This window comes from Natrinema thermotolerans (assembly GCF_031165565.1).
Classification (GTDB): Archaea; Halobacteriota; Halobacteria; order Halobacteriales; family Natrialbaceae; genus Natrinema; species Natrinema thermotolerans.
Genome location: NZ_CP101873.1, coordinates 2,625,039 through 2,646,361, shown reverse-complemented (window position 1 = coordinate 2,646,361; position 21,323 = coordinate 2,625,039). Strand labels below are relative to the sequence as shown.

Sequence of the window (21,323 nt, the reverse complement as noted above, 5' to 3'; positions counted from 1 at the left end):
GAATCAGGCGGCGGCATCGACCTCGGCCGGCCTCGCCGATTCGAGCCGAGCGGGTGACTCTCACGCCCGATTCCGGTACCCAACAGTGCAGGGTGAAAACCTAACCGAGTACGTTCATAAGAAGGGTTACTAATCGTGAAATCTGATATGTTCGGAGCGACCGTCGTCGGGGACGCGGGACGGGGGGAGGCGGAATGCACGGCATAATCCTGCAGACGCTCCAGTCGTTCGTCGTCGACACCTACGGCGAGGACGCCTGGCTAGCGATTCAGGACGAGGCCGACATCGAGGAGAAGGTCTACGTCCCGGTCACGGTCTATCCGGACGGCGACGTCTACGAGATCGCCCGTACTGCCGGCGACCTCACGGATCAGAGCCCGCGGACGATCCTCACCCAGTACGGGCGGTGGGTCGTCCCCGCGTTGCTCGAGACCTACGATCTCCACATCGACGACGACTGGGAGGGGCTCGAACTCATCGCGAACATCCAGCGGTTCCATACCTCACTGCGGACCCGGGACATGACGACGCTGACGACCCCGCGCATTCGGTCGGAGCGGGTCGACGAGAACCGGGTCCGGATCACCTACGATTCGGACCGGAAACTCTGTGACGTGGCTCGCGGCGCGATCCAGGGCGTCGCCGACCGCTTCGACGAGGACCTCGTCGCCGAGGAACGGACCTGTATGCACGAGGGCGACGACGCCTGTGTCTTCGACATTCGGCGGCGAGTACCCGCCGAGGCGGACACGGCTACCGTCCGCAGCGGGGAGGCGAATGACTGACTCGCTCGAGGCGGCCGGCGCGGACGCCTCGTCGCCGATCCCCGGGGTGATCCAATCGGATCGACCGGTCGGTTTCGCCCTCGTAGTCGCCGTGGTCGGACTGGTCGTCGTCGCCGTCGCGGCGGTCGCGCTCGGCGGCCAGACCGCGGCCGTCTTCGGGGCCGGCGTCGCCGGCGTCGTCGCGACGGGCGCCACCGCGGCCGGGATCGCTGCCGCCTCGAGCGCCCGAACCGCGCCGGGCCAGCGCGACCGGCTGCGCGAGGGGATCGCCGACCTGACCGAGCGGGTGACGCACCTCGAGGCCGGCGAGTACGACGACTCCTTCGATGGCGACCGCGACGACGAGTTTGCGGCCCTCGAGTCGTCGCTGGCCAGCATTCGCGAGCAGTTGGCCGAACGCGACCGGACGGACCGGTCGCTGGACGAACTCGAGCGGACGGTCGAGGCCCACGCGGAGACGACGCGAGCGGTCGCCGCGGGCGATCTCACCCGGCGGTTCGAGCGGCCGGGCACCCACGAATCGCTCGACGAGTTGGCCGACAACTCCAACGCGATGCTCGCGGAGATCGAGGACACCTTCGGGACGCTGAAGTCCTTTTCCGGCGAGGTCGTCACCTACAGTCGCGAACTCACGACCAGTATGGAGGCGGTACAGGCGGAAGGCGAACGCACGAGCGAGGCGCTGACCGAGGTCGTCGCGGACAACAGGGAACAGAACGAACAATTACGAACCGTTACGGCCGAGATGGAGAACTTCTCGACGACGGTCGAGGAGATCGCCGCGACCGCCTCCGAGGTCGCCGACACCGCCGACCGGACCGCACGCGTCGGCCGGCAGGGAAGCGAGGCCGCGGGCGACGCGATCACCGGCATGGCCGTGATCGACACCGAGACCGAACGGACCCTCGAGGAGATCGAGGGGCTCGAGGCCGAAGCCGAGCGGATCGACGAGCTGATCGAGTCGATCAGCGAGATCGCCGAACAGACCAACATGCTGGCGCTGAACGCCAACATCGAGGCGACTCGTTCGGGCGAGGCCGGCGGCGAGGGCTTCGGCGCGGTCGCCGACGAGATTCAGACCCTCTCCGAGGAGGTCTACGACTCGGTCCAGACCGTCGAGGAGCGCCTCGAGGGACTCAAAGAGCGGGCGATGGCCGCCGCCGACGAGGTCCGGACCAGCCGCGGCCGAATCGAGGACAGCGTCGCCGACGTCGAGGACGCCGCGACCGCGCTCGAGGAGGTCGCCGGACTCGCCGAGGAGACCAACGACGGCGTCCAGGAGATCTCCGCGGCGACCCAAGAGCAGGCGTCGGCGACTCAGCAGGTCGTCGTGCTGGTCGAGGACGCCGCCGAGACGAGCGCGGCGACGGCGTCGACCTCGGCGCGAGCGGCCCGCCGGGCGTCGGCCCAGGCGGAGGCACTCTCCCACGTGGCCCGCAGCGCGACCGTCCTGACCGAGCAGGCCGGCGAGCTGAACGCACAGCTCGTCGCCTACGACACCGAGAGCGGCTACGACCTGCCGGAGCCACGGACCGCCGACGACGTCGACCCGGAGGCCGTCTCGACGGCCGACGCGACGCCGGAGACGATCGGCGACGGCGGCACCGCGTCTCGATAGCGACGACCCGACTGCCGGCCGCCGACCCGCGGCTCGAGGGAGCGTCCCGACCCGCCGTTCGATAACCACTATAGATTACGCTTACGCCGACCCGAAAGGGAGAGTAGTTACAGGCAAGAGTCAAGTCCGTCCCCGAATTACGGGGGACAGATGGCGTACTCCGTCGAGTCGCGGGCCGATCGCGACCTCGAGTTCTCCGCGGGCGAACTCACGGGTGCGCTAGGGGATTCGGTTACGGTGTTGCCGCTGCTGGTGGCGCTCGGGGAGACGACGAGCGTCTCGCTGCCCCACGTGCTGCTTGGCTTTGGCGTCTTCCAGATCGTCTGGGGACTCCACTACGGCCTGCCGATCTCCGTCGAGCCGATGAAGGCCCTGGTCGGGCTGGCGATCGTCGGCGCGCTTTCCTACGCCGAACTGGCCGCGGCCGGACTGCTCGCCGGCGGGGTCTTGCTCGTCGTCGGCCGGCTCGGGCTCGTCGGTCGGCTCCAGCGGATCGTCGGCGAGCCCGTCATCCGCGGCGTCCAGTTCGCCGTCGCACTGCTCCTGCTCGAGGCGGCGGTCGACCTCTCGGTCGGGAACTCGTCCATAGCGGCGGCCGGGCTCGCCGTCGTCGGCCTGCTGGCGCTGGTCGGCCACGCCCGGACGAGCGCACTGGTCGTCCTCGGGCTCGGCGCGGTCGCGGCCGTCGCGACGGCGGGCGTTCCGACGCCGACCGCGCCCGCGCTCGCGGTCTTCCCTGCCGGGCGGCCAGCGCTGTCCGCGGCCGCCATCGAGGGGACCGTCGCCCAGCTGGGCATGACGATCGGGAACGCCGCCATCGCGACCGCCCTGCTCTGTGGCGACCTCTACGACCGCGAGGTCTCGGCCGACGCGCTCTCGCGGAGCATGGGCGTGACCTGTCTGGCGGCGGTCCCGCTCGGCGGCGTGCCGATGTGTCACGGCAGCGGCGGGCTGGCCGGCAAGTACGCCTTCGGCGCGCGGACCGGCGGCGCGAACGTCCTGCTCGGCGTCGGCTACCTCGCACTCGCGCTGGTCGCCGCCGGGGCCGTCCTCGCGGCGTTCCCGATGGCCCTGCTTGGCGTCCTGCTGGTCGTCGTCGGTGGTCAGCTGGCTCGAGCGGCGTTCGACCCAGTCGACGACCGTCGGTCGCTCGCGCTCGTGGTAGGGGTCGGGGCCGTCGGCGCGGTCGTCAACGTCGGCGTTGCCTTCGTCGCCGGGGCCGTCGCGTTCTGGCTGCTCTCCTGTATGGAATAATCGTCGGGAGCCGGACGACCTTTCATCCCGTAGCGCCAACCGTCACCGATGCCACCGAGCTGGGCCGACCTGTTCGATCGCGGCGCGGAGTACGACGGGGATCTCGAGTCGATCCGAGCGGAACGCACGGCGATCCGGGAGGAAGACGATGCCTGAGGAGCCCGATCCCGCCCGCGTCGTCGCGGACGCCGACGTCCTCGCGGCGGACCTGCTGATCGGCGGGTCGGCCCGCGAAGCGCTCGATCACGTGCGCCGGCACTCGTGGGTCGAACTGGTCGCGAGCGATCCGCTGCTCGCGGCGACCGAGGAGTTGGTGACGGCACTCGCCGACGCCGACCTCGCCGCCGATCACCGCGAGCGCCTCGAGGCCGAGCGGGTCGCGGTCGACCAGCCCGAGGGCGACCATCCCGCGCTGGCGTCGGCCTATCGGGGCGAGGCGGCGCACCTGCTCTCCTACGACGAGCGGCTACGATCGGCAGAGGCCGGCCTGACGCTCCAGCCCCGCGTCTCGGTCAGCGTCCGGCCGCCGGACGCGTTCGCGCGCCTGTTCGATCCCGAGAGTCTGTACGCGGCCGTCGAGGATGGCGAGTACCCCGGGCCGGACCGGGACCCGCGAGCGTAACCGCCGGCGACGGGACCGCTACACGAAGAACGTGTGACTTATGCGGTGGGAGCCCCTGATTTATGAGGGGAATGACCAATCTACGTGATCTCCGGACCGGACTGAGCTACGGGGACGTTCTCCTCGTCCCGCAGCGCTCGCCCGTCGACAGCCGCAGTACCGTCGACCTCGAGACGCCGTTCACGCCGAGCGTCGACCTCGAGACGCCGCTGGTCTCGGCCGCGATGGACACCGTCACGGAGGCCGAGCTGGCGGTCGAACTCTCACGGGCCGGCGGCCTCGGCGTGTTACACCGGTTTCTCACGGTAGCCGAACAGGCCGAGCAGGTCGAACGAGTGAAAGAGGCCGACGAGCAGGTGGCCGCCGCCGTCGGGATCAACGAGGACTACGTCAAGCGAAGCGACGCGATCGTCGACGCCGGCGTCGACGCGATCGTCGTCGACGTCGCCCACGGCCACTTGGAGCGGACGCTCGAGGCCGTCGAGCAACTGAGCGAAGCGTTCCCGGAGACGGATCTCGTCGCCGGGAACGTCGCGACGCCCGCCGGCGTCGAGGATCTCGCCGCGGCCGGCGCGGACTGTGTGAAGGTCGGGATCGGTCCCGGTTCGCATTGTACGACCCGGAAGGTCGCCGGGGCCGGCGTCCCGCAGTTGACGGCCGTCGACGACTGTGCGAGCGCCGCCGAGGACCTGGACGTGACGATCTGTGCCGACGGCGGGATCCGTACCTCCGGCGACGCGGTCAAGGCGCTGATGGCCGGGGCCGACACCGTGATGGTCGGGAGCCTGCTGGCCGGCACCGAGGAAGCACCCGGCGCTGTCGTCGAGGTCGACGGCACCCGATACAAGCGCTCGCGGGGGATGGCGACCACCGCGGCCGCCGAGGACCGCGACGACAAGGACGTCGACGTCGACGCCGACGAGGGCGTCGAGGCCCTGACCCCCTACAAGGGGCCGGTCGCCGACGTCGTCGAGGAGTTCTGCGCCGGCATCCGATCCGGACTCTCCTACTGCGGCGGACACACCATCCCGGCCGCCCGGGACGGTGCCGAGTTCATCCGCGTCGCACCCAGCGCGAAGGACCGCGAGGGGTACCACACGGACCACGACTGGGAGGGCGTCAGCGTCGAGAGCGAATCCGAGACCGTCACCGAGGCGGACCTCGTGGCCGACGACGGCTCGAGTCCGCCGGCAGAAAGCGACGACTGACGACCGAGCGTACTGATCGCCGAGCCGCGGGAGCCACGCCCGTTACGCGTCGCGGTCGGCGTACCACTCGGTGAACGCCGCCAGCGCGCGCCCGCGGTGAGAGATCGCGTTCTTCTCCTCGGTACTCAGTTCGGCCAACGTCTGCCCGTTGTACTCGAAGATGGGATCGTAGCCGAACCCGCCCTCGCCGCGGGGCGCGACGAGCGTTCCGGCGACCGATCCCTCGAACGTCTCCGTTCCGTCCTCGTCCGCGTACGCGAGGACGGTCCGGAAGTGCGCGCGGCGGTTCTCCTCCTCGCTCGCGAGTCGCCAGAGCCGCTCGACGCCGACGGTGTCCTCGACGTACGCAGAGTACGGGCCGGGGAACCCGCCGAGCGCGTCGACGAAGAGGCCGGCGTCGTCGACCAGTACCGGCTCCTCGCCCCCGAGTTCGTCGAAGGCCTCCCGGGCCCCGTGGGCCGCGATTTCCTCGAGCGAGTCGCTTTGAATCTCGGTGTAGTCGTACTCGATCTGCTCGACGGGCTCGATGCCCGAGAGATAGTCCCGCGCCTCGCGCGCCTTGCCCGCGTTGCCGGTAACGAATCGAACGGTCATATCCGAGCGGGGGGCCGCGGGCCGAAAATAGGCGTCGGTTGCCCCGTCCGACGGTTCGGGAGCCGGTCTTCCGGCCCCGAAAGACCCATCATATGGTGCCTGGATGACACATCATGGACATCACCGAGTGGGACGACCCCGAACGGATCGACGACCTCGAGGGCGGGCAGCGGCGCGTACTGTCGTCGACCGACGATCTCGTGCTGGTTCACTACGCACTCGAGGAGGGCGCGGAAGGCGAACCACACGCCCACGAGGAGGCGACGCAGGCGACGTTCGTCATCGAGGGGCGACTCGAACTCCGCGGGGAGTACTCGCGGATCGTCGAGGCGGGCGATTCCTACGCCGTCCCGCCGGGGACGATCCATGGTGTGCGTGCCCTCGAGCCGTGTCGCGTCATCGACGCGTTCACACCGCCGCTCGAGGCGTATACGGAGTAGGGATCGGAACCGCGACGCGTCGGCTACAGATCGAGAGCGTCCATCACAGTTTCCTCCGCCTTCCGGAGGTGTTCGGCGGCCGTCCCGGGCGCACAGTCGAGTTCGGCGGCGACGTCCTCGACGCCCGCCGCGCGTGGGACCTCGAAGTACCCCAACTCGCGAGCGACCCGGAGCGTCTCCCGCTGGCGGGCGGTCAGTGCGCTGACCGCCGCGTCGGCCCCGTCGTACTCGCCGACGCGGTCGACGGTCGTCTCGATGCCGTCGGGCATCTCCTCGAGTGCCGCCCGGAGATCGGCCGATTCGCCGACGACGGAGAACCGGACCGTCCAGTCCGACCGGTACTCAAGCGGTGGCAGGACGACGAGACTGCCGGCGGTGAGGCCCTCGAGGAGCCTCGTGTCGACGTCGGCCGGCAGATCGCGGACGTAGACGGTAAAGGTTCGATCGCCGGTCCGCGTGAGTTCGTAGTCGTCGACGCGGTCGGTCTCGGCGAGCGCGGCCTCGTAGACGTCGGCGTCACCGACGACGTGAAAGATAAAGACGTTGTCGTCGTTCTCGCCAGCGAAGTTGCCGTGGACCAGCCGATAGGACTCGAACGCGTCGCTCTCGGCGACGAACCGGTGCATCGGGTGGATCGTCTCGGCGTCGAACCGCAGCGTGAGCCGAACGGTCTTCACGACCGGAGGGTCCGGCCTGCGTATATAAATAGCCTAGCCCGTGACGCAGAACCGACTCGCCTCGAGCGGCCGAACGGCCGGCTATGACAGCGGATTCGACGCTCGAGTCGCGGCCGGTAAAACGGGGCGACGCGGACGGGGAGGAAACGCTCGAGGGCCTGCTCGGGGACGCGGTCCTCGGGCGGGACGATCACGAGAACGCGCCGGCGGTCGTGATCCGGCCCGACGAGGTACAGGCGGTGCTGGCGACGCTTCGCGACGAGGCCGGGTTCGATCACTGTTCCTGTGTGACGGCCCAGCAGTATCCGGACCGGTTCGAGACGATCTATCACTTGAAGTCCTACGCGGACCCGACGCGGGAGGTGAGCGTGGTGGTGCCGACGCCGACCCGCGAACCGAAAGGCGAGTCGGCCGCGCCGGTCTTCGAGACGGCCAACTGGCACGAGCGCGAGGCTTACGACCTGATCGGGACCGAGTACGAGGCCCACCCCGACCTGCGGCGAATCCTCCTGCCGGAGACGTGGCAGGGACATCCCCTCTCGCTGGACTACGATGCGGAGCAATCTCAGATCGTCACCCTCTCGGAACACGCGAACCCGATCGCGGGCGACGAACACGACACCACCTCGGAGACGATGTTTCTCAACATCGGCCCGCACCATCCCTCGACCCACGGCGTCCTCCACGTGAAGGCCGTGCTGGACGGCGAGACGGTCGTCGACGTCGACCCCGACATCGGTTACATCCACCGGTGCGAGGAGCAGATGTGCCAGGAGAGTACGTACCGCCATCAGATCATGCCGTACCCGGACCGCTGGGACTGGGTGTCCTCGGGACTACTCAACGAGTGGGCCTACGCCCGCACGATCGAGGCCCTCGCGGACGTCGACGTGCCGGCGTACGCGCAGGTGATCCGGACGATGGGGGCCGAACTCTCGCGGCTGGCCTCGCATTTCATCGCCATCGGCACCTACGCGCTGGACATCGTCGGCGAGTTCTGTGCCGCCTTCCAATACGCGATCCGGGATCGCGAACTCGTCTTGGACTGTCTCGAGGCGCTGACCGGCCAACGGATGATGTTCAACTACTTCCGAGTGGGCGGGGTCGCCTGGGACCTGCCCGAACCCCGCGGGGAGTTCATCGCGAACGTTCGGGACGTCCTCGACGGCTTCCCGGCGAAACTCGAGGAGTATCACGACCTGCTCGTGACCAACGAGATCTTCCAGCGTCGCTGCGTCGACACCGGCGTCTTGGAGCCCACGGTCGCGAAGGACTACGGCTGTACCGGCCCCGTCGCCCGCGGTTCCGGCATCGACTACGACCTCCGCCGTGACGACCCCTACGGCTACTACGATGAACTCGAGTGGGACGTGGTCACCGAACCCGACGGCGACAACTTCGCTCGCTTGCTCGTCCGACTGGGCGAGATTGAGGAGTCGGCGAAGATCGTCGATCAGTGTCTCGACCTGCTGGCCGACTGGCCCGAAGACGACCGGACGGTCCAGAGCAACGTCCCCAGAACGCTCAAGCCCGAGGCCGACGCCGAGAGCTACCGCGCCGTCGAGGGCGCGAAGGGCGAACTCGGGATCTACATCCGGTCGGACGGCACCGAGACGCCGGCGCGGTTCAAGATCCGCAGTCCGTGTTTCTCGAACCTCTCGGCGCTGCCCGAGATCGCCCGCGGCGAGTACGTCGCCGACCTCATCGCGGCGATCGGGAGCCTCGACTGCATCATGGGCGAGGTCGATCGCTGATCGCGTCAGCCAGTGAATTTCAACGGTTACCACCGTTCTCTTCGAAATCACTCCGACGATAGACGTACCACAGCGGAACGACCACACCGAGAAGCGGAAGTCTCGCAGTTAACGTCGGAAGCTGTTTTATTTTCGGGTCGGTATACCCTCTCCGTCGGATATCAATGCGGAGAAGAAGATAGCCTAGATATTGAACTATGATCGCGAGTACTGCGATTGACAGTAATATCTCCTCCATTTTAGTATCCATTTCGAACACTATAATAAATCATTTTAAGCAAAGGAACTAGTGAGATCTACACCGATATACGGAATTATGCATAGGCACTCTCAGAGCTACTAGCGCGGCTAAAAAGGAAGCGCGCTTAGTCGTCGGTGTCGTCGACGATGACCTCGACGGGTTCGTCGACCGATTCCTCGTCGTCACCGGACGCGCCCTGTTCCTGCTGCCAGAGCAAGCCGCCGGCGACGGCGACGACGATCCACGAACGCCAGTTGGCGAGGTTCAGGGTGTAGCCGACCCCGAAGGGTTTCTCGACGAGCATCCCCTCGCCGGGCTGCCAGTACGACGAGAGCATGCGACTGATGCTCGGTCGTTCGAAGTTGTACGGTACCCCCAGGATCTCACCGGACGTCGACTTGTCTGCCATGCTCGGTGATACGTCGTCCCCCGATAAAGGGATTGTGTGCTGGTGCCGTCACCGAGGACGACTGCCGGCGACCGGATCGCCGGCCCGCCCTACGCGTCCGACTGGTAGCGGCCCCGGCCCTCGACCGCCCGCAGGCGCTCGAGCACCCGTTCCTCGCCGACCTCGCGATACCCCGCCCGGACCGCCTCGCGCAGCGGCTCGGGGTCGTCGGCGGTCCCGACGAGGCTCTGGTCGAAGACGTGGAGATCCATCGCGTAGTCCTCGACGTGGTCCGTGTGGTAGCCCAGCCCGAAGTCGATGAGGTAGGTGCGGTCCGGGCCTTGCTCACGGACGTCGTCCGTTCGCTCGTTCGGCGGCGCTGCGCGCTGCTCGCGGTCGTCGACCGCTCGCTCGGACCGGGACGCGTCGCGTCCCACACGCCCGACCCTGACGTTTCTGGTCGTCGGATCGCCATGGACGAAGCCGGCGTTGTGCAGTCGGGCGAGGTGCCGGCCGACGTCACGAACGCCCGCAGCCGTCAGCGCCGCGCGGAGGTCACGTTCGCCGACGTACTCGAGTTCCAGCCGCGCCTCGCGGGAGTCGACGTCCGACAGCACCGGCGTCGGCACCCCCTCGCGGCGGGCCAGACTGGTCAGGCGGGCCTCGAGGGTCGTCCGCTCGCGACGGAGCCGGTCGTCGAGTTGGGGGTGGCGGTAGGTCTTGGCCTCGCGGCGTTTCGTGACGCGGCCGGCCGCGGGCTCGAGGTCGACGAGCGCCTCGGCACCGCGGACTTGCGTGTCGCCGTCCGCACGCCCCACTGCGAGGTCCGGTTCGTCGGAGCGCCAGGTGACGGAGACCTGATCCGGCCGGAAATCCGGATCGACGCGGGAGTCCTCGAGCGCGAGGGCATCGCCGGCGTCGTACATCTTCGCGCCAAGCACGGCGATCATCCCCGCGTTGTCCCGCAGGAACCGCGGCTCGGGGGCGTGGAACTCGGCCCCGCGCTGGGCGCACATCTCTCCGAGCATCTCGCGCAGGCGGTCGTTCTGGCCGACGCCGCCGCCTAACACGAGTTCGTCGCTGCCGGTCAGCGAGAGGGCGCGTTCGGAGACTTCGGTCAGCATGCCGAAGATATTCTCCTGCAGGGAGAAGCAGACGTCCTCGACGGGGACGCCGTCGTCGTACGCTTGCTTGGCGGCGCTCATGATCCCCGAAAACGAGAAGTCCATCCCCTTGACGACGTAGGGGAGGTCGACGTAGTCGCCGTCCGCCGCTGCCGCCTCGACTTTCGGCCCGCCGGGGTGGGACCAGCCGACGTGGCGCGTGAACTTGTCGATGGCGTTGCCGACGCCGGTGTCCATCGTCTCGCCGAGGACGCGATAGCGGCCGTTGCGGTAGGCCAGCAGATGCGCGTTCGCGCCGCTCGCGTTCAGACAGACCGGCGCGTCGAACCCCGAGGTGTGGCGACCGATCTCGAGGTGGGCGACCATGTGGTTGACGCCGACCAGCGGCACCGAAAGCGCCTGACTCAGCGCGCGGGCGGCGGTGCCGACGACGCGCAGGCACGGGCCCAGTCCGGGACCGCGCGAGAAGGCGACGGCATCGATCGGCGGTTCGCTCGCGGGGCCGTCGTGGGTCTCGCGGGCGTCCTCGAGGGCGCGTTCGACGACACGGGGGACGGCCTCGTGCATGTGTTCGGCGGCCTCGCGAGGGTGGATGCCGCCGCTCTCGGGCTGATAGGCGTCGCTCTCGATGAACACGTCGTCGCGTGCGGCGTCGAAGACGGCCGCGCTGGCGGCCCAGGCGGTGCCCTCGATGCCGAGGATGCGGGTGTCAGTCACGGCTGAAAACGGGTAGTCATCGGCGGTCGAGACATCCCGCTACGGTCGGGTGACCGCGCGCTTGCGGGTCGTTTCACGTCCCGCTCGCGTTTCGATGTGCCTCGCGGTCGCTCGGCACATCGCCTTACTCCCACTCGGTGTAACTGCACTTCCCGCAGTGCTTGCGGTCGCCGTGGTCGGCGAGGAACACGTCACCGCAGCGGGGACACTGTTCGCGCTCCGTACTCCCATCGTCGTTGTAGAGTTCGTAGCGAGCCATTTAGGCTTCCTCCGGTTCTGCCTCGGCGTCGGCCTCCTCGTCGGCACCGATCTTGTTCCGCTCGAGCATGTGGTCTTGCTCGACGTCACGGGCGTCGTCTGCGGTCTCGTAGACCTTGGCCTGCCCGACGGTCTTGCGCATCCCGAACTTGGTGTCGAGCTTGCGGATGACGACCTCGTCGGCGTCCTTGTTCAGCTTCGCGGCCAGACTGTCCCGAACCTGCAGTCGCTCGGGAGTCGCGTCCTCGTGGGAGAGTTCGAAGGTCACGTCGGTCCGATGCAACATGGGGTTCTCCGTTTCGGAGATGATGTCGACGTCCATGATATCACTCAGTTACCCTACTATCCCCGTGTAGCGCCTAAAAGGATTTCGAAGCGGCCACCGATGGGACTCGAGGCGTTCTCCGACGAGTCCGAAACCGCGGCCCGGCTCCGTGGTCCGATCGGATCGAAATGTGAACGCATTTATTTATTGAACTTACAGGTTCAGTGGAATGCCCTCCAGACGACAGGCGCTCGCGAGCGGCGTTCTCGGGGTCGGCGGCCTCTTCGGCGGCTACGCGGCCGTTGACGATCGAGCCGACGCCGCGACGATCGACTGGCCGATGGCCCGCTACGATGCCGCCGGAACCGGCCACAGCCCCGACGCGGTGGGCCCGAAAGACGACCTGCGGCTCGCATGGGAGGGGCGACTCGCGGACACCGGCGGCTTCGCGGTCACGCCGCCCGTGGTCGTCGACGGGACGGTCTATGCCGGCAACGAGAACCTCACCGCATTCGACGCCACGGACGGCGACGAGCGGTTCTCGTACGACAGCACGTTCCGTTCCAGCCCCGCCTACGTCTCCCCCTCGATCTACCGGACCGGAACGCTGACGGTCAGCACGGACAACGGCATCGCCGGGCTGAACGCCGGTGGCGGCCTCCGGGCGTTCGGCGTCCAGTTCGGTGCGAACCGGTGGCGCGGGCCGGGGCCGTCCCCCTCGTCACCGCCCGTGAACGCGCTCGAGAGCCCGCCGCCGGTCCCCGCGGACGGGACGGTGTACGTCGCCGCCCCCGACCGCGGCGAGATCGTCGCGCTCGGGGCCACCGACGGCAGCGAGCAGTGGCGGCGACGGCTCGACGCCGGCGACGAGTTCAGCGTGACCGTACGACGGCCGGCAGTGAAAGACGGGACCGTCTTCGTCACCGGCTGGCCGTCTCAGGTCCGGGCTCTCGACGCCGAAACGGGCGACGTCGTGTGGGAGGACGAACTCGACGAAGCGATGGTACTCCCGCCGACGGCGACGGCCGACGGGGTCGTCGTCCCGACTCGAGGCGGCCTCACAGTCTACGAGGCGAACGGCGACGTTCGCTGGTCGCGGGATCTCGCGGGCAACGCGACCGGCGGCGCGGCCGCCGTCGCCGACGGCCGGGTGTTCTTCGCCGACGGCACCGAGTCGCTACACGCACGCGACCTCGAGACGGGGGCCGAGGAGTGGACGCTGGCGTTCACCCGGGAAGCGGCCCCCGTCGTCGCGGACGGCGTCGTCTACGTGACCGGCGGCTACGACCTCATGATCCTCGACGCCGCGACGGGTGACCGGCGGTTCACCCGCGAAACCGACTGGTTCTTCTCGCAACCGGCGGTCGGCGACGGCGTTCTCTACGTCGTCGACGGCGACCGCGTCCTCGCGCTGGAGGGAGATCATGAGTGACGACGAGGGCGACGACGGACGGGAACGGGAGCCGACCATCAGCGACGACTCGGCGACACCGGCACCGACCGACGAGGCGGCCTCTGAGACCGATAGCGACGATGCCGACACGCCGCCGACCGGGATCGCCGGCGCGATACCGCGTCTCCGGCGCGATCCGGCGCTGCTGGTGCCGTTTACCGTGGCCGGGCTCGTCCTCGCGCTCCTCGACCGGCTCCGGCGGTGGGACCCGATTCCGACGCTGGTCACCGGCGACGACGTCTCGATCGGGATCGAATACGCCGGCTACCCGACCGGCGTCCCGGACACGGCCCGCTCGCTCGGGGCGCTCATCGACCTGAAACTCCCCTACCTCGCCTGGGCGGTCGGCCTCGAGGCGCTCGCGATGGCTGTCGTCGCGGCCGCCGGAACCGCGACCATCGCGCGAACGCTCGAGAGCGACGACGGCTGGAGCTGGCGACAGTGGGGACGGCGATGGCTGGCGTATCTCGGACTGATCGTCCTGTTCGATGCGGTCGGGCGGGCGGTCGGCTCCATCGGCGACGTCGGGCTCGTCGTCGGCGTGATACTCGCGGTCCCCCTCTTCGCCGCGTTCGTGCGGTTCTTCCCCGCGCCCGCGTTCGTCGTCACCGGATCGGGGCCGGTCACCGCGCTCGCCCGGAGCGCTCGTGCGACCCGCGGGATCGGCTGGCGGCTGCTCGCGCTCGTCGTCTGTTTCGGCCTCGCGGCGTGGCTGTTGGGACTCGTTCCGGTCGTGGGAACGGCGCTGAGTACGGCTCTCGTCGGCTCGACGCTGGCCGTAACGATGGCCGCTGTCCGAGACGGGAGACCCGCTGATACTGGCGGGTGACGCGGCAACGCGCCGACCGGCTCGCCGGCCACGTTCGGTGGCGCTCGACTGCGGCAACCGGACCGACCCACGGACGACCGTCCCCGCTCGAGCGCGACGGTCGGCTATCGGGACGGGCCAGTCGCCGGAGGATCGGGGTGCCCGTCGGTCTCGGCCGCCCGTTCGGCGTCGCCGCTGATGAGCGACGACATGAGCCGGGCCTCGATCCGGCGGAGGTGTTGGCCGACCGTTCCCGCAGAACAGTCCAGCCGGGCGGCGATATCCCCGTAGGTGACCTGTCGGGGCTCTTCGTAGTATCCCTCCTCGACGGCGACGCGTAACACCTCCCGCTGGCGATCAGTCAGTTCGGTAAAGGGCCGTTCGGCGGACGGATCGTAGCTGCCGAGTCGCTCGATTTCGACGTCGACGATCGCCCGCGTCTCCTCGATGAGACGACGGAGTGCGTCCTCGCGGCCGATCTCCGAGACGCGGAGGCTCCGGTTTGCCGGCCCGGTGTACTCGAGCGGGTAGTCGAGCAACACCGCGTGCCGGTCGTGTATCGCCCGTAACTCCCGTGTGAGGTCGCTCGGCTCGTAGTGGAGTTGAAGGATCGACCTATCGCCGGCGTCGGTCAACTGGTAGTCGACGACCGTCGGCCCCGTCTCTTCGAGTGCCCGCTCGGCGACGGCCCGATCCCCCCGCAGCACTTTCTGTGTCATGATCGTCCCGTCGTTGAGTTGCTCGACGTTCCGAACGGCATCGAACGTGACCCCAAGTTCCCGGAGACGCTCCGCACCCCGATCGAAGTACCCTCGTAGTGGCGTGATAACGTATGTCACGTACCGCATGCTATTGGATTACGAACCCGTCATAAATAACAGTTATGCGTTCGAATGGATTATTTGAACGACAAAACAAGCGGGCTAAACGACCGACGGGGAGCGCCCCGTCCATAGGAGCCCCCGCAGACCGAATCGAGTGCGCTTTCGGACTCCGATTCAGGTGTAATACGGCCAGTACAGCGACCGGCCGATCTTCACCAGTCGCCAGAGGGGACTACAGCCCCGCTCCCAGACGAAGACCGGGACAGCCCGGCCGCCAAAACTCTCCTTGAACCGGAAGACGCCATCCTCGAAGTCCGCGGTCGTACTCCCGAAGTCGTAGGTCTCGTAGCCGTGGTCGATTCCCCACTGAAACACCCGATCGTAGAGCAGTTCCGACGCGTGATCGTCGAAGTACTCCCGCGGCACAGCCGCGAAAAAGCCATGAACTGCGTCCCGCTCGTCGTCGAGGACCTCGAGCATCCCGCCGGCGTACTCGCCGTCGATCCGGATCGTCAACAGGAGGAGCCGGTCGGCCATCGGCCGGAGCGCATCGAAAAAGGAGAACGGGTAGGTCTCCGCACCGACGCGGTCCATGACCCGTTCGTACGCGCGGTGGAACCGCCGGAGGTTCCCGCGGGTGATGTCCTCCGCGACGATTTCGTAGTCGCCGTCCTCGCCACGTTCGATCCCCCGTCGCCGGGTCCGACTCATGCCCGCGCGGATCGCGTCGTGGCCCCGCGTCAGATCCAGCAGGAACCGACACTCGCGCCGATACGGGCGATACCCCCGCTCCTGCAGCGGATCGTTGTACCGCAGATACCCCGCGTCCAGTCCCCGAATCTGGTGGACGATCGTCCGTCCGCCACAGCGCGACGGCACCGCATCGAGTACCCGCTCGAGCGCGTCGCTCGTGTCCGTCGGCACCAGCGGCCCGCCGAAGCCGGGATAGGCCGACGAGAGCCGCTTGAACGGCGTCTTCTCGATCCCAACGACGACGTTCGGCATGCAGCCGATCGTGTTCCCGTCTTTCCGAACCACGAGGTGTTTGGCCGGATACCCAAGCCCCGACTCGACCGCCGCGAGCCACTCGTAGCGATGAAAGACGCTCTCCCGACTCGAGCGCTCGACCAATCCGTTCCAGCGCTCTCGACCGACCTCCGCGACCGAATCGACGACTTCGATCTCGAGGCTCGAGTCCGCATCGACCGTGGGGCTGACGTGTTCGGACAGCACCGCCCCGACGCGACGGAGTCTCGAGCGCGCTTCGCCGCCGGTCCCTTGTGCCATTGATCGACGACAGACGGGGCACCCTATTTGGTAGTCTCTCCATTCCGTCCCGGGTCGGGGACGGTAACGACGGCCAATAGGTGGAGACCGCGGCTCGAGCGCCGTTGGACTCGGCGTCGGGGTGTCGAGTCGGCCGTCGGGAGGGGCAGCCCTCGCGGCGGCTCCTACGGATCGGGGAGCAACTCCGGTGGCATCCGACAGCCACACGGGGACACGCTGCCGTCGGTCGGCCCGAGGACGACCGTCATGACCACCGGGCCGCCACAGCGCGGACAGACCGGTCGGCCGCTCGAGTCGTCGGCACCGTCGCTCATCGCGACCCTCCGTCGTTGGACGCGCCGGTCGCTCTCGCGGAGTCGATCGATGAACGCGCTCGTCGGTGAGCCCATCTTCTTGAGGTCTGCACCGAGACCTGCATCCCGCATGATTCCGTAGAGTACCTCGGCTTTCAACGAACCGGAAATACAGTTGTGGTAGCCCCAGCGGAGATTGAACGTCTCGCGCTCGAGTTCGCGAACGACGAACCGTGCGAGCGTCGTCTTCCCCGTCCCGCTCGGTCCGAAAACCAACACGTTCTCGCCGGTATCGCCGTCGGTGATCGGCCGGAGCGCACCGGCCAACTGTTCGATTTTTCCGTCCCGGTGATGGAGATCGCTCGGGACGTACGACGGGCGGAGGGCTCGAGCGTCCGTAATCATGACTGGTAGTTTCCGGACTACCTATTAATTACTGACGAGTCGATTGGATGATGAACAGACGGAGGAACAGCAACCGAATTCGTTCAGACTCGGTATGGGTGATAGTTGGAGAACAGATCGATAGTGGGGCTGGTTCAGTCAGTCAGACTGTTTCGGGCTGTTCGAATCCGAGCGCACGTGCTGCATCGGCCGACACCATGACCCCGCTGTCCGCGACCGTCACGGACTCTCCTGCGACCGATTCAATGAGAGACGCCAGTTGCTCCTGATAAGTCCGGGGGCGATCCTCTTTGATCGCCAGTCCGGCGTTATCGACGTGGGGCTGGCCACGGTTCTCGAGATAGATATCGACGAATCGTTTCCGGACCGCGTCGGGGGCATCTTCGAGGTACGACGGAAGCGACAGTTCGCCGGCGTTGGTCTTGCTCCCCAGTGGTACCCCAAGGACATGGAGGGCGCGGCCGATGATCGCAGCATCCGCCGCTGGCCCGACAGTCGGAGCATCTCCAGTTCCGTTCTCGAGTTCCTGCGATCCGACGCCGATCAGCTCGAGGCTGTTGACGACCAATGAGTTCTCGAGCGATTCAACCGTAAACGTGGGCTGGTAGTTTCGGGCGTCGATCGTCCCGGCCGAGAGGGCGGCAGCGACGAGGATATTCAGCGGCGTAATTTCGTCGTAGTCGACCCCGAGTAGTTTGTAGTCATGTGCTTTGTACAAGCCCTGGGCAACCAGCGGCGTCGCACCGTCGTCGATCCACGAGACGACCGAGTTGCGAGCCGCTCCCGAGATACGCATGAGTTCGGCGATCCCGGCGTCGGGGTTGTCGCGATGGTAGGCGATCACCCGCCGGTACTGTTTGACGGCGGCCCACGCATCGTCGTAGGCCCCACCGTCATAGGTACGCGCGAACTCGGGTTCGGTCACGTGCGCGTCTGGCATGGACAATTCCTACGGCCGCATGATCAAATCGGTACTGGTTCGTACTGACGAGCGAGGAATCGCCCGACTGCACCGCTTCAAGACACTGCTGTAAGATATCTGCGGCCGCCTGATTCTCAGTTCTGAAAGTCTTTCGTTTTAAACAGATGGTCACGGACCCATACCATTATATGGGATTGGTCAAGTCATCACTATGAGCATCGGACAACAGTAGGAAAGCGGGGACAAAGGGTTGGTCCAATCCCCCTAACCGCAAGTCTCGGATCACCGAGACTGCAAATAAGCTTTCCTGCGATTTAACACCGGTGCGTGGGAAAAACATGGACGGAAAATCAATTCGAAACAAGTTGATTGGTACAGACGACGAACGGGCTGTGTCGCCCGTCATCGGGGTTATCCTGATGGTTGCAATCACTGTTATCCTCGCGGCTGTGATCGCGGCGTTCGTACTTGACCTCGGTCAAGGCCAAGAAGCTAATCCGACGGCAGGTATCAGCTATGACGAGGATTCGAGTACAGTTACGGTAAACAATCTTGGTCCAAATACTAAGGGAGTTTATTGCAGTAGTACTGGCACAGACTTCAGTGGTGCAGGTGAGAAGGCCTCATCAGCAGGAGGTACATTCTCTTGTAGCGATAACGTCATCGGAGTTACCGAGAGCGGAAACGAAGCTGTGATTCAGAGTCTATAAAAATGGATTTAGAAAAATATCAAGCGAAGCTGGTTGGGAGTAAAGAAGAACGAGCAGTGTCCCCCGTTATCGGGGTTATCCTGATGGTTGCAATTACTGTGATCCTCGCGGCCGTGATTGCGGCATTCGTGCTAGACCTCGGCCAGGGCCAAAGTGCAACACCAGCTGCTGGAATTACCTTTGACCAGAGTGGAGAAGACATTACGATCACTGTCAATAATATTCAGCGTAATGATGCGGATTTCCAAATCCGGGGCGACACCTTAGGGTGTGACAGCGACATTACAAGTGATACTATCTCAAACAGCGTTGGTGCTTCACTAGAGAAAACAAACTGTGACTCATCCGGCACTATCAATATTATTGGTACGTACGAGGGTGAAGAAGCAGTTGTGGCAGAATACGAACACAGCCCATAATCAAGTAGTGTTCCCAATATGATGTCAGTTCAAACCAAAGAAAACAGTTCCGAACGGGCCGTTTCACCCGTTATCGGAGTCATTCTCATGGTTGCGATAACCGTAATACTCGCTGCCGTGATCGCGGCCTTCGTGCTTGACCTCGGACAAGGACAAGAAGCAAACCCCCAAGCAGGACTCAGCGTCGATGAGTCCGCCGGGGAAGTCACAGTGAACAATCTTGGTTCCAATACTCAAGGGGTTTATTGCAGCGACGGTGGAGACTACTCGGGTGGCAGCTTCACTGGCCCTAGTGCAACATCGGCAGGAGGTACATTCCCGTGTGACTCTGGTGACAATGTCATTGGTGTGACTGAGTCTGGAAACGAAGCAGTCATTCAATCACTATAAACAATGGACGGAAAATCTATCCGTAACAAGTTGATCGGTCCGGAAAGCGAACGAGCAGTATCCCCTGTTATCGGGGTCATCCTGATGGTCGCAATTACTGTCATTCTCGCGGCCGTGATTGCGGCATTCGTGCTTGACCTCGGACAGGGCCAAAGCGCGAACGCGCAGGCTGGTATAGACTTCGACGAAGGTAACGACAATGTTACTGTAACTGTGAATAACATCCAACGGGCAGATAGTTTCTCGCTAAGTGGAACGGGAGACTGTAACGCCTACTATGATACAGACTCGGCTGATAAGAACAGTAGTGCTGCAATAGCCGCTAGTGTTGGATCTTCTGTAACAATTCACACAGGGAATGCAGAGCAAGGTGCAACTAGTAGCCTAAGCCTGAGCGATCTTGATAGTTCAGGAATCGGATTTGTCTGTGGAGATGAAAGTACTCATGGAAGTTCGTATGGTGGTCCAAGCAGCGCGTCAGATGGTTCAATCCAAGTGATTGGAACCCACGACGGGAAGGAAACAGTCATCGCTGAATACGAACTCTAATAAACATTTTCTTTTTAGTCATCCGGTGAACGTCAGATCTCGCGGGATAAATCCGTCTTCCGTATACATCTGAGCGCGACCCGTGGGGTCGGCTTCGAAGACCCGGTTGCAGGTCTCTCGGTCATGGACCGATCCGCAGTACGGTCTTCATGTACCACTCGTAGACGAGAATAGACCCAACGAATGCGAACCCGAGGGTAGCATAGTGGCCGTTCTCGTACACGGCGAGGACCTCGGTGAACAGCGGGTAGAATACGACACCCATCGGAAGAATGGCTGCGATCGCGAACCCGAGCGCTATCACCCAGTCCCGCGGCCTGGTCCCTCGAAGACTGGCAGCGAGTGATTCGAACACCGTTGGCCTCTCGTCGCTCACGCATCGATCTCCTCGCCTCCGATTCCGGCGAATTCCTTCGCCTGCTCGAGGTCGTCTGCTTCCTCGAGAACGCGGGCGATCGCCTGCTGGACGAGCTGGGGGAGCCGAGCCCGGAGTTCGATCGCGGCCGTCGCTTCCCGCTCGAGGTCTCGCCGTTGCTCGCGTCTGGCCTCCTCCAGGTACTCGTCCATCATGCCTCGATCTCCTCGACCAACTCGAGGGACCACTGGCCGTCGTCGACGTGACGGATGTGCATGTGATAGTCGCCGTCGATCTCGCCGTCCTCGTCGAGAAGGCCCTCGATGCGCATGTCGTCTTTCGGCATCGTGATGCCAACCGAATCGCGATCGATTTTTCGCAGTTTGTTCAGCGCCATATCCGGCGGGCAACCCGCCTTCTCATAAAACTTCGTGACTCTCTGGGTTCCAAGTGGGGACCCCAAGGGGAGTATCCCTTTATTCCGAGGTTTTTCGGAGAGGCGGGTTGCCGACCGAGCGTATGGCACTGAGTTTGCCAGCAAGCACAGTCCCGGACGCCGTGCGCCGGGAAGATGGTATCGACCTGATTGATAGCGTTCTCGCGCCCCTGTTCGTCCTCGCGTCGTTCTCGGTCGCCGCGGTTGGAACGTTCACCCTGAACGCGCCGTTCAATACCGGCTTCGAGGGTGTTCTGGTCTCGAGCAATGGAACCGAAATCACGTGGGGGTTCCTGATCTCCATGATTACGATCGTCGTCGCGTGGGTCACGAACGGTCAGACAACGGTGGACGACTACACGGACATGGAGACTGTCGTCTTGCTCCTGATGTTCATCCTGAACATCCTGAGCGCCCTCGTGCCGGCCGTCTCGGTCGCGGTCACATCGACGTGGCCGCTCGGTTGGTTCATGGTGTTCCTGAACGGGGCCGGGTTCTACCTGATCGCCTACAAGTGAGGGACCGAA

The 21,323-nt window shown here is 65.5% G+C and carries 27 protein-coding genes; 14 read left to right on the top strand and 13 right to left on the bottom strand.

Annotation, left to right across the window (positions count from 1 at the left end):
- Positions 1-194: 194 nt before the first annotated feature.
- From NP511_RS13630 to NP511_RS13610, 5 genes are all read left to right on the top strand, one after another.
- On the top strand, positions 195-785 hold the full coding sequence (locus tag NP511_RS13630; protein WP_049965934.1) for a heme NO-binding domain-containing protein: 591 nt from the start codon (positions 195-197) through the stop codon (positions 783-785).
- Positions 778-2,403, top strand: coding sequence for a methyl-accepting chemotaxis protein (locus tag NP511_RS13625; RefSeq protein WP_049965933.1), 1,626 nt, complete (start codon positions 778-780; stop codon positions 2,401-2,403). Before NP511_RS13630 ends, NP511_RS13625 begins: the two co-directional genes overlap by 8 nt.
- A gap of 150 nt (positions 2,404-2,553) precedes the next feature.
- Positions 2,554-3,657, top strand: a complete 1,104-nt coding sequence (locus tag NP511_RS13620) for a putative sulfate/molybdate transporter (protein ID WP_049965932.1) — start codon at positions 2,554-2,556, stop codon at positions 3,655-3,657.
- 148 nt (positions 3,658-3,805) lie between these two features.
- Positions 3,806-4,279 (top strand): DUF7384 family protein, encoded by a 474-nt coding sequence (locus tag NP511_RS13615; protein ID WP_049965931.1) that lies wholly within the window; start codon positions 3,806-3,808, stop codon positions 4,277-4,279.
- A gap of 71 nt (positions 4,280-4,350) precedes the next feature.
- Positions 4,351-5,487 (top strand): guanosine monophosphate reductase, encoded by a 1,137-nt coding sequence (locus tag NP511_RS13610; RefSeq protein WP_049965930.1) that lies wholly within the window; start codon positions 4,351-4,353, stop codon positions 5,485-5,487.
- A 42-nt stretch (positions 5,488-5,529) separates the two neighbouring features.
- On the opposite strand, the gene NP511_RS13605 is transcribed toward NP511_RS13610, so the two are convergent.
- Entirely contained in the window at positions 5,530-6,081 is a 552-nt protein-coding gene (locus tag NP511_RS13605) for an XTP/dITP diphosphatase (protein WP_049965928.1), read from the bottom strand.
- Between the two features lie 113 nt (positions 6,082-6,194).
- On the opposite strand from NP511_RS13605, the gene NP511_RS13600 reads away from it, so the two are divergent.
- Positions 6,195-6,521, top strand: a complete 327-nt coding sequence (locus tag NP511_RS13600) for a cupin domain-containing protein (RefSeq protein ID WP_006651091.1) — start codon at positions 6,195-6,197, stop codon at positions 6,519-6,521.
- Between the two features lie 23 nt (positions 6,522-6,544).
- Here NP511_RS13600 and NP511_RS13595 read toward each other — a convergent pair whose 3' ends face one another.
- Positions 6,545-7,198 carry a helix-turn-helix domain-containing protein gene (locus NP511_RS13595; protein ID WP_049965927.1) on the bottom strand — a complete coding sequence of 218 codons (654 nt, stop codon included), beginning with the start codon at positions 7,196-7,198 and terminating at the stop codon, positions 6,545-6,547.
- Positions 7,199-7,281: 83 nt separating this feature from the next.
- Between NP511_RS13595 and NP511_RS13590 the strand changes: the two genes are divergently transcribed.
- Positions 7,282-8,952, top strand: a complete 1,671-nt coding sequence (locus NP511_RS13590) for an NADH-quinone oxidoreductase subunit D (RefSeq protein ID WP_049965926.1) — start codon at positions 7,282-7,284, stop codon at positions 8,950-8,952.
- A 365-nt stretch (positions 8,953-9,317) separates the two neighbouring features.
- Here the strand turns inward: NP511_RS13590 and NP511_RS13585 are convergent, their stop codons facing one another.
- The 4 genes from NP511_RS13585 to NP511_RS13570 all read right to left on the bottom strand — a co-directional run bounded on the left by NP511_RS13585 (position 9,318) and on the right by NP511_RS13570 (position 12,002).
- Complete coding sequence (locus NP511_RS13585; protein WP_049965924.1) at positions 9,318-9,602, bottom strand: DUF5808 domain-containing protein; 285 nt, start codon at positions 9,600-9,602, stop codon at positions 9,318-9,320.
- Positions 9,603-9,691: 89 nt separating this feature from the next.
- Entirely contained in the window at positions 9,692-11,422 is a 1,731-nt protein-coding gene (locus tag NP511_RS13580) for a bifunctional N(6)-L-threonylcarbamoyladenine synthase/serine/threonine protein kinase (RefSeq protein ID WP_049965922.1), read from the bottom strand.
- A gap of 124 nt (positions 11,423-11,546) precedes the next feature.
- Positions 11,547-11,681, bottom strand: a complete 135-nt coding sequence (locus NP511_RS13575; protein ID WP_006181525.1) for a 30S ribosomal protein S27ae — start codon at positions 11,679-11,681, stop codon at positions 11,547-11,549.
- Positions 11,682-12,002, bottom strand: coding sequence for a 30S ribosomal protein S24e (locus NP511_RS13570; protein WP_006181526.1), 321 nt, complete (start codon positions 12,000-12,002; stop codon positions 11,682-11,684). It lies immediately after the preceding gene.
- Positions 12,003-12,174: 172 nt separating this feature from the next.
- Between NP511_RS13570 and NP511_RS13565 the strand changes: the two genes are divergently transcribed.
- Both NP511_RS13565 and NP511_RS13560 read left to right on the top strand, forming a co-directional pair.
- Positions 12,175-13,377, top strand: a complete 1,203-nt coding sequence (locus NP511_RS13565; RefSeq protein ID WP_049965921.1) for an outer membrane protein assembly factor BamB family protein — start codon at positions 12,175-12,177, stop codon at positions 13,375-13,377.
- The gene (locus NP511_RS13560; protein WP_049965920.1) at positions 13,370-14,227 is read left to right on the top strand and encodes a hypothetical protein; all 858 of its coding nucleotides are present in this window, start codon (positions 13,370-13,372) and stop codon (positions 14,225-14,227) included. The genes NP511_RS13565 and NP511_RS13560 overlap by 8 nt, the downstream gene beginning before the upstream one ends.
- A gap of 104 nt (positions 14,228-14,331) precedes the next feature.
- Here the strand turns inward: NP511_RS13560 and NP511_RS13555 are convergent, their stop codons facing one another.
- The 4 genes from NP511_RS13555 to NP511_RS13540 form a co-directional block, all read right to left on the bottom strand.
- Positions 14,332-15,054: a helix-turn-helix domain-containing protein gene (locus tag NP511_RS13555; protein ID WP_049965919.1), complete on the bottom strand. Its 723-nt coding sequence runs from the start codon at positions 15,052-15,054 to the stop codon at positions 14,332-14,334.
- 150 nt (positions 15,055-15,204) lie between these two features.
- Entirely contained in the window at positions 15,205-16,317 is a 1,113-nt protein-coding gene (locus NP511_RS13550; protein ID WP_049965918.1) for a lipid II:glycine glycyltransferase FemX, read from the bottom strand.
- A 164-nt stretch (positions 16,318-16,481) separates the two neighbouring features.
- Positions 16,482-17,015 (bottom strand): AAA family ATPase, encoded by a 534-nt coding sequence (locus NP511_RS13545; protein ID WP_233274344.1) that lies wholly within the window; start codon positions 17,013-17,015, stop codon positions 16,482-16,484.
- 142 nt (positions 17,016-17,157) lie between these two features.
- Positions 17,158-17,955, bottom strand: a complete 798-nt coding sequence (locus NP511_RS13540) for a hypothetical protein (RefSeq protein WP_049965916.1) — start codon at positions 17,953-17,955, stop codon at positions 17,158-17,160.
- Between the two features lie 320 nt (positions 17,956-18,275).
- Between NP511_RS13540 and NP511_RS13535 the strand changes: the two genes are divergently transcribed.
- From NP511_RS13535 to NP511_RS13520, 4 genes are read left to right on the top strand one after another with little or no spacing between them, the layout of a single operon-like run.
- Positions 18,276-18,647 (top strand): type IV pilin domain-containing protein, encoded by a 372-nt coding sequence (locus tag NP511_RS13535; RefSeq protein ID WP_084158290.1) that lies wholly within the window; start codon positions 18,276-18,278, stop codon positions 18,645-18,647.
- Positions 18,648-18,649: 2 nt separating this feature from the next.
- Complete coding sequence (locus NP511_RS13530) at positions 18,650-19,066, top strand: type IV pilin domain-containing protein (protein ID WP_084158289.1); 417 nt, start codon at positions 18,650-18,652, stop codon at positions 19,064-19,066.
- 18 nt (positions 19,067-19,084) lie between these two features.
- Complete coding sequence (locus tag NP511_RS22985) at positions 19,085-19,456, top strand: type IV pilin domain-containing protein (protein WP_084158288.1); 372 nt, start codon at positions 19,085-19,087, stop codon at positions 19,454-19,456.
- A 3-nt stretch (positions 19,457-19,459) separates the two neighbouring features.
- Positions 19,460-20,005, top strand: a complete 546-nt coding sequence (locus NP511_RS13520) for a type IV pilin domain-containing protein (protein WP_084158287.1) — start codon at positions 19,460-19,462, stop codon at positions 20,003-20,005.
- A 121-nt stretch (positions 20,006-20,126) separates the two neighbouring features.
- On the opposite strand, the gene NP511_RS13515 is transcribed toward NP511_RS13520, so the two are convergent.
- The 3 genes from NP511_RS13515 to NP511_RS13505 are packed head-to-tail and all read right to left on the bottom strand — an operon-like array spanning position 20,127 to position 20,757.
- On the bottom strand, positions 20,127-20,381 hold the full coding sequence (locus NP511_RS13515) for a hypothetical protein (protein ID WP_049965915.1): 255 nt from the start codon (positions 20,379-20,381) through the stop codon (positions 20,127-20,129).
- On the bottom strand, positions 20,378-20,572 hold the full coding sequence (locus NP511_RS13510; protein WP_049965914.1) for a hypothetical protein: 195 nt from the start codon (positions 20,570-20,572) through the stop codon (positions 20,378-20,380). Before NP511_RS13510 ends, NP511_RS13515 begins: the two co-directional genes overlap by 4 nt.
- The gene (locus tag NP511_RS13505) at positions 20,572-20,757 is read right to left on the bottom strand and encodes a DUF8053 family protein (RefSeq protein WP_049965913.1); all 186 of its coding nucleotides are present in this window, start codon (positions 20,755-20,757) and stop codon (positions 20,572-20,574) included. The genes NP511_RS13510 and NP511_RS13505 overlap by 1 nt, the downstream gene beginning before the upstream one ends.
- A gap of 122 nt (positions 20,758-20,879) precedes the next feature.
- Between NP511_RS13505 and NP511_RS13500 the strand changes: the two genes are divergently transcribed.
- Positions 20,880-21,314 (top strand): DUF8023 family protein, encoded by a 435-nt coding sequence (locus NP511_RS13500; protein WP_049965912.1) that lies wholly within the window; start codon positions 20,880-20,882, stop codon positions 21,312-21,314.
- Positions 21,315-21,323 lie beyond the last annotated feature (9 nt).

What these genes read in the sequence shown, in the direction of transcription:
- NP511_RS13630 (WP_049965934.1), top strand. Translation starts at nt 195, where the DNA reads ATGCACGGCATAATCCTGCAGACGCTCCAGTCGTTCGTCGTCGACACC.
- NP511_RS13625 (WP_049965933.1), top strand. Translation starts at nt 778, where the DNA reads ATGACTGACTCGCTCGAGGCGGCCGGCGCGGACGCCTCGTCGCCGATC.
- NP511_RS13620 (WP_049965932.1), top strand. Translation starts at nt 2,554, where the DNA reads ATGGCGTACTCCGTCGAGTCGCGGGCCGATCGCGACCTCGAGTTCTCC.
- NP511_RS13615 (WP_049965931.1), top strand. Translation starts at nt 3,806, where the DNA reads ATGCCTGAGGAGCCCGATCCCGCCCGCGTCGTCGCGGACGCCGACGTC.
- NP511_RS13610 (WP_049965930.1), top strand. Translation starts at nt 4,351, where the DNA reads ATGACCAATCTACGTGATCTCCGGACCGGACTGAGCTACGGGGACGTT.
- NP511_RS13605 (WP_049965928.1), bottom strand. Translation starts at nt 6,081, where the DNA reads ATGACCGTTCGATTCGTTACCGGCAACGCGGGCAAGGCGCGCGAGGCG.
- NP511_RS13600 (WP_006651091.1), top strand. Translation starts at nt 6,195, where the DNA reads ATGGACATCACCGAGTGGGACGACCCCGAACGGATCGACGACCTCGAG.
- NP511_RS13590 (WP_049965926.1), top strand. Translation starts at nt 7,282, where the DNA reads ATGACAGCGGATTCGACGCTCGAGTCGCGGCCGGTAAAACGGGGCGAC.
- NP511_RS13585 (WP_049965924.1), bottom strand. Translation starts at nt 9,602, where the DNA reads ATGGCAGACAAGTCGACGTCCGGTGAGATCCTGGGGGTACCGTACAAC.
- NP511_RS13575 (WP_006181525.1), bottom strand. Translation starts at nt 11,681, where the DNA reads ATGGCTCGCTACGAACTCTACAACGACGATGGGAGTACGGAGCGCGAA.
- NP511_RS13570 (WP_006181526.1), bottom strand. Translation starts at nt 12,002, where the DNA reads ATGGACGTCGACATCATCTCCGAAACGGAGAACCCCATGTTGCATCGG.
- NP511_RS13565 (WP_049965921.1), top strand. Translation starts at nt 12,175, where the DNA reads ATGCCCTCCAGACGACAGGCGCTCGCGAGCGGCGTTCTCGGGGTCGGC.
- NP511_RS13560 (WP_049965920.1), top strand. Translation starts at nt 13,370, where the DNA reads ATGAGTGACGACGAGGGCGACGACGGACGGGAACGGGAGCCGACCATC.
- NP511_RS13555 (WP_049965919.1), bottom strand. Translation starts at nt 15,054, where the DNA reads ATGCGGTACGTGACATACGTTATCACGCCACTACGAGGGTACTTCGAT.
- NP511_RS13550 (WP_049965918.1), bottom strand. Translation starts at nt 16,317, where the DNA reads ATGGCACAAGGGACCGGCGGCGAAGCGCGCTCGAGACTCCGTCGCGTC.
- NP511_RS13545 (WP_233274344.1), bottom strand. Translation starts at nt 17,015, where the DNA reads ATGATTACGGACGCTCGAGCCCTCCGCCCGTCGTACGTCCCGAGCGAT.
- NP511_RS13540 (WP_049965916.1), bottom strand. Translation starts at nt 17,955, where the DNA reads ATGCCAGACGCGCACGTGACCGAACCCGAGTTCGCGCGTACCTATGAC.
- NP511_RS13535 (WP_084158290.1), top strand. Translation starts at nt 18,276, where the DNA reads ATGGACGGAAAATCAATTCGAAACAAGTTGATTGGTACAGACGACGAA.
- NP511_RS13530 (WP_084158289.1), top strand. Translation starts at nt 18,650, where the DNA reads ATGGATTTAGAAAAATATCAAGCGAAGCTGGTTGGGAGTAAAGAAGAA.
- NP511_RS22985 (WP_084158288.1), top strand. Translation starts at nt 19,085, where the DNA reads ATGATGTCAGTTCAAACCAAAGAAAACAGTTCCGAACGGGCCGTTTCA.
- NP511_RS13520 (WP_084158287.1), top strand. Translation starts at nt 19,460, where the DNA reads ATGGACGGAAAATCTATCCGTAACAAGTTGATCGGTCCGGAAAGCGAA.
- NP511_RS13510 (WP_049965914.1), bottom strand. Translation starts at nt 20,572, where the DNA reads ATGGACGAGTACCTGGAGGAGGCCAGACGCGAGCAACGGCGAGACCTC.
- NP511_RS13505 (WP_049965913.1), bottom strand. Translation starts at nt 20,757, where the DNA reads ATGGCGCTGAACAAACTGCGAAAAATCGATCGCGATTCGGTTGGCATC.
- NP511_RS13500 (WP_049965912.1), top strand. Translation starts at nt 20,880, where the DNA reads ATGGCACTGAGTTTGCCAGCAAGCACAGTCCCGGACGCCGTGCGCCGG.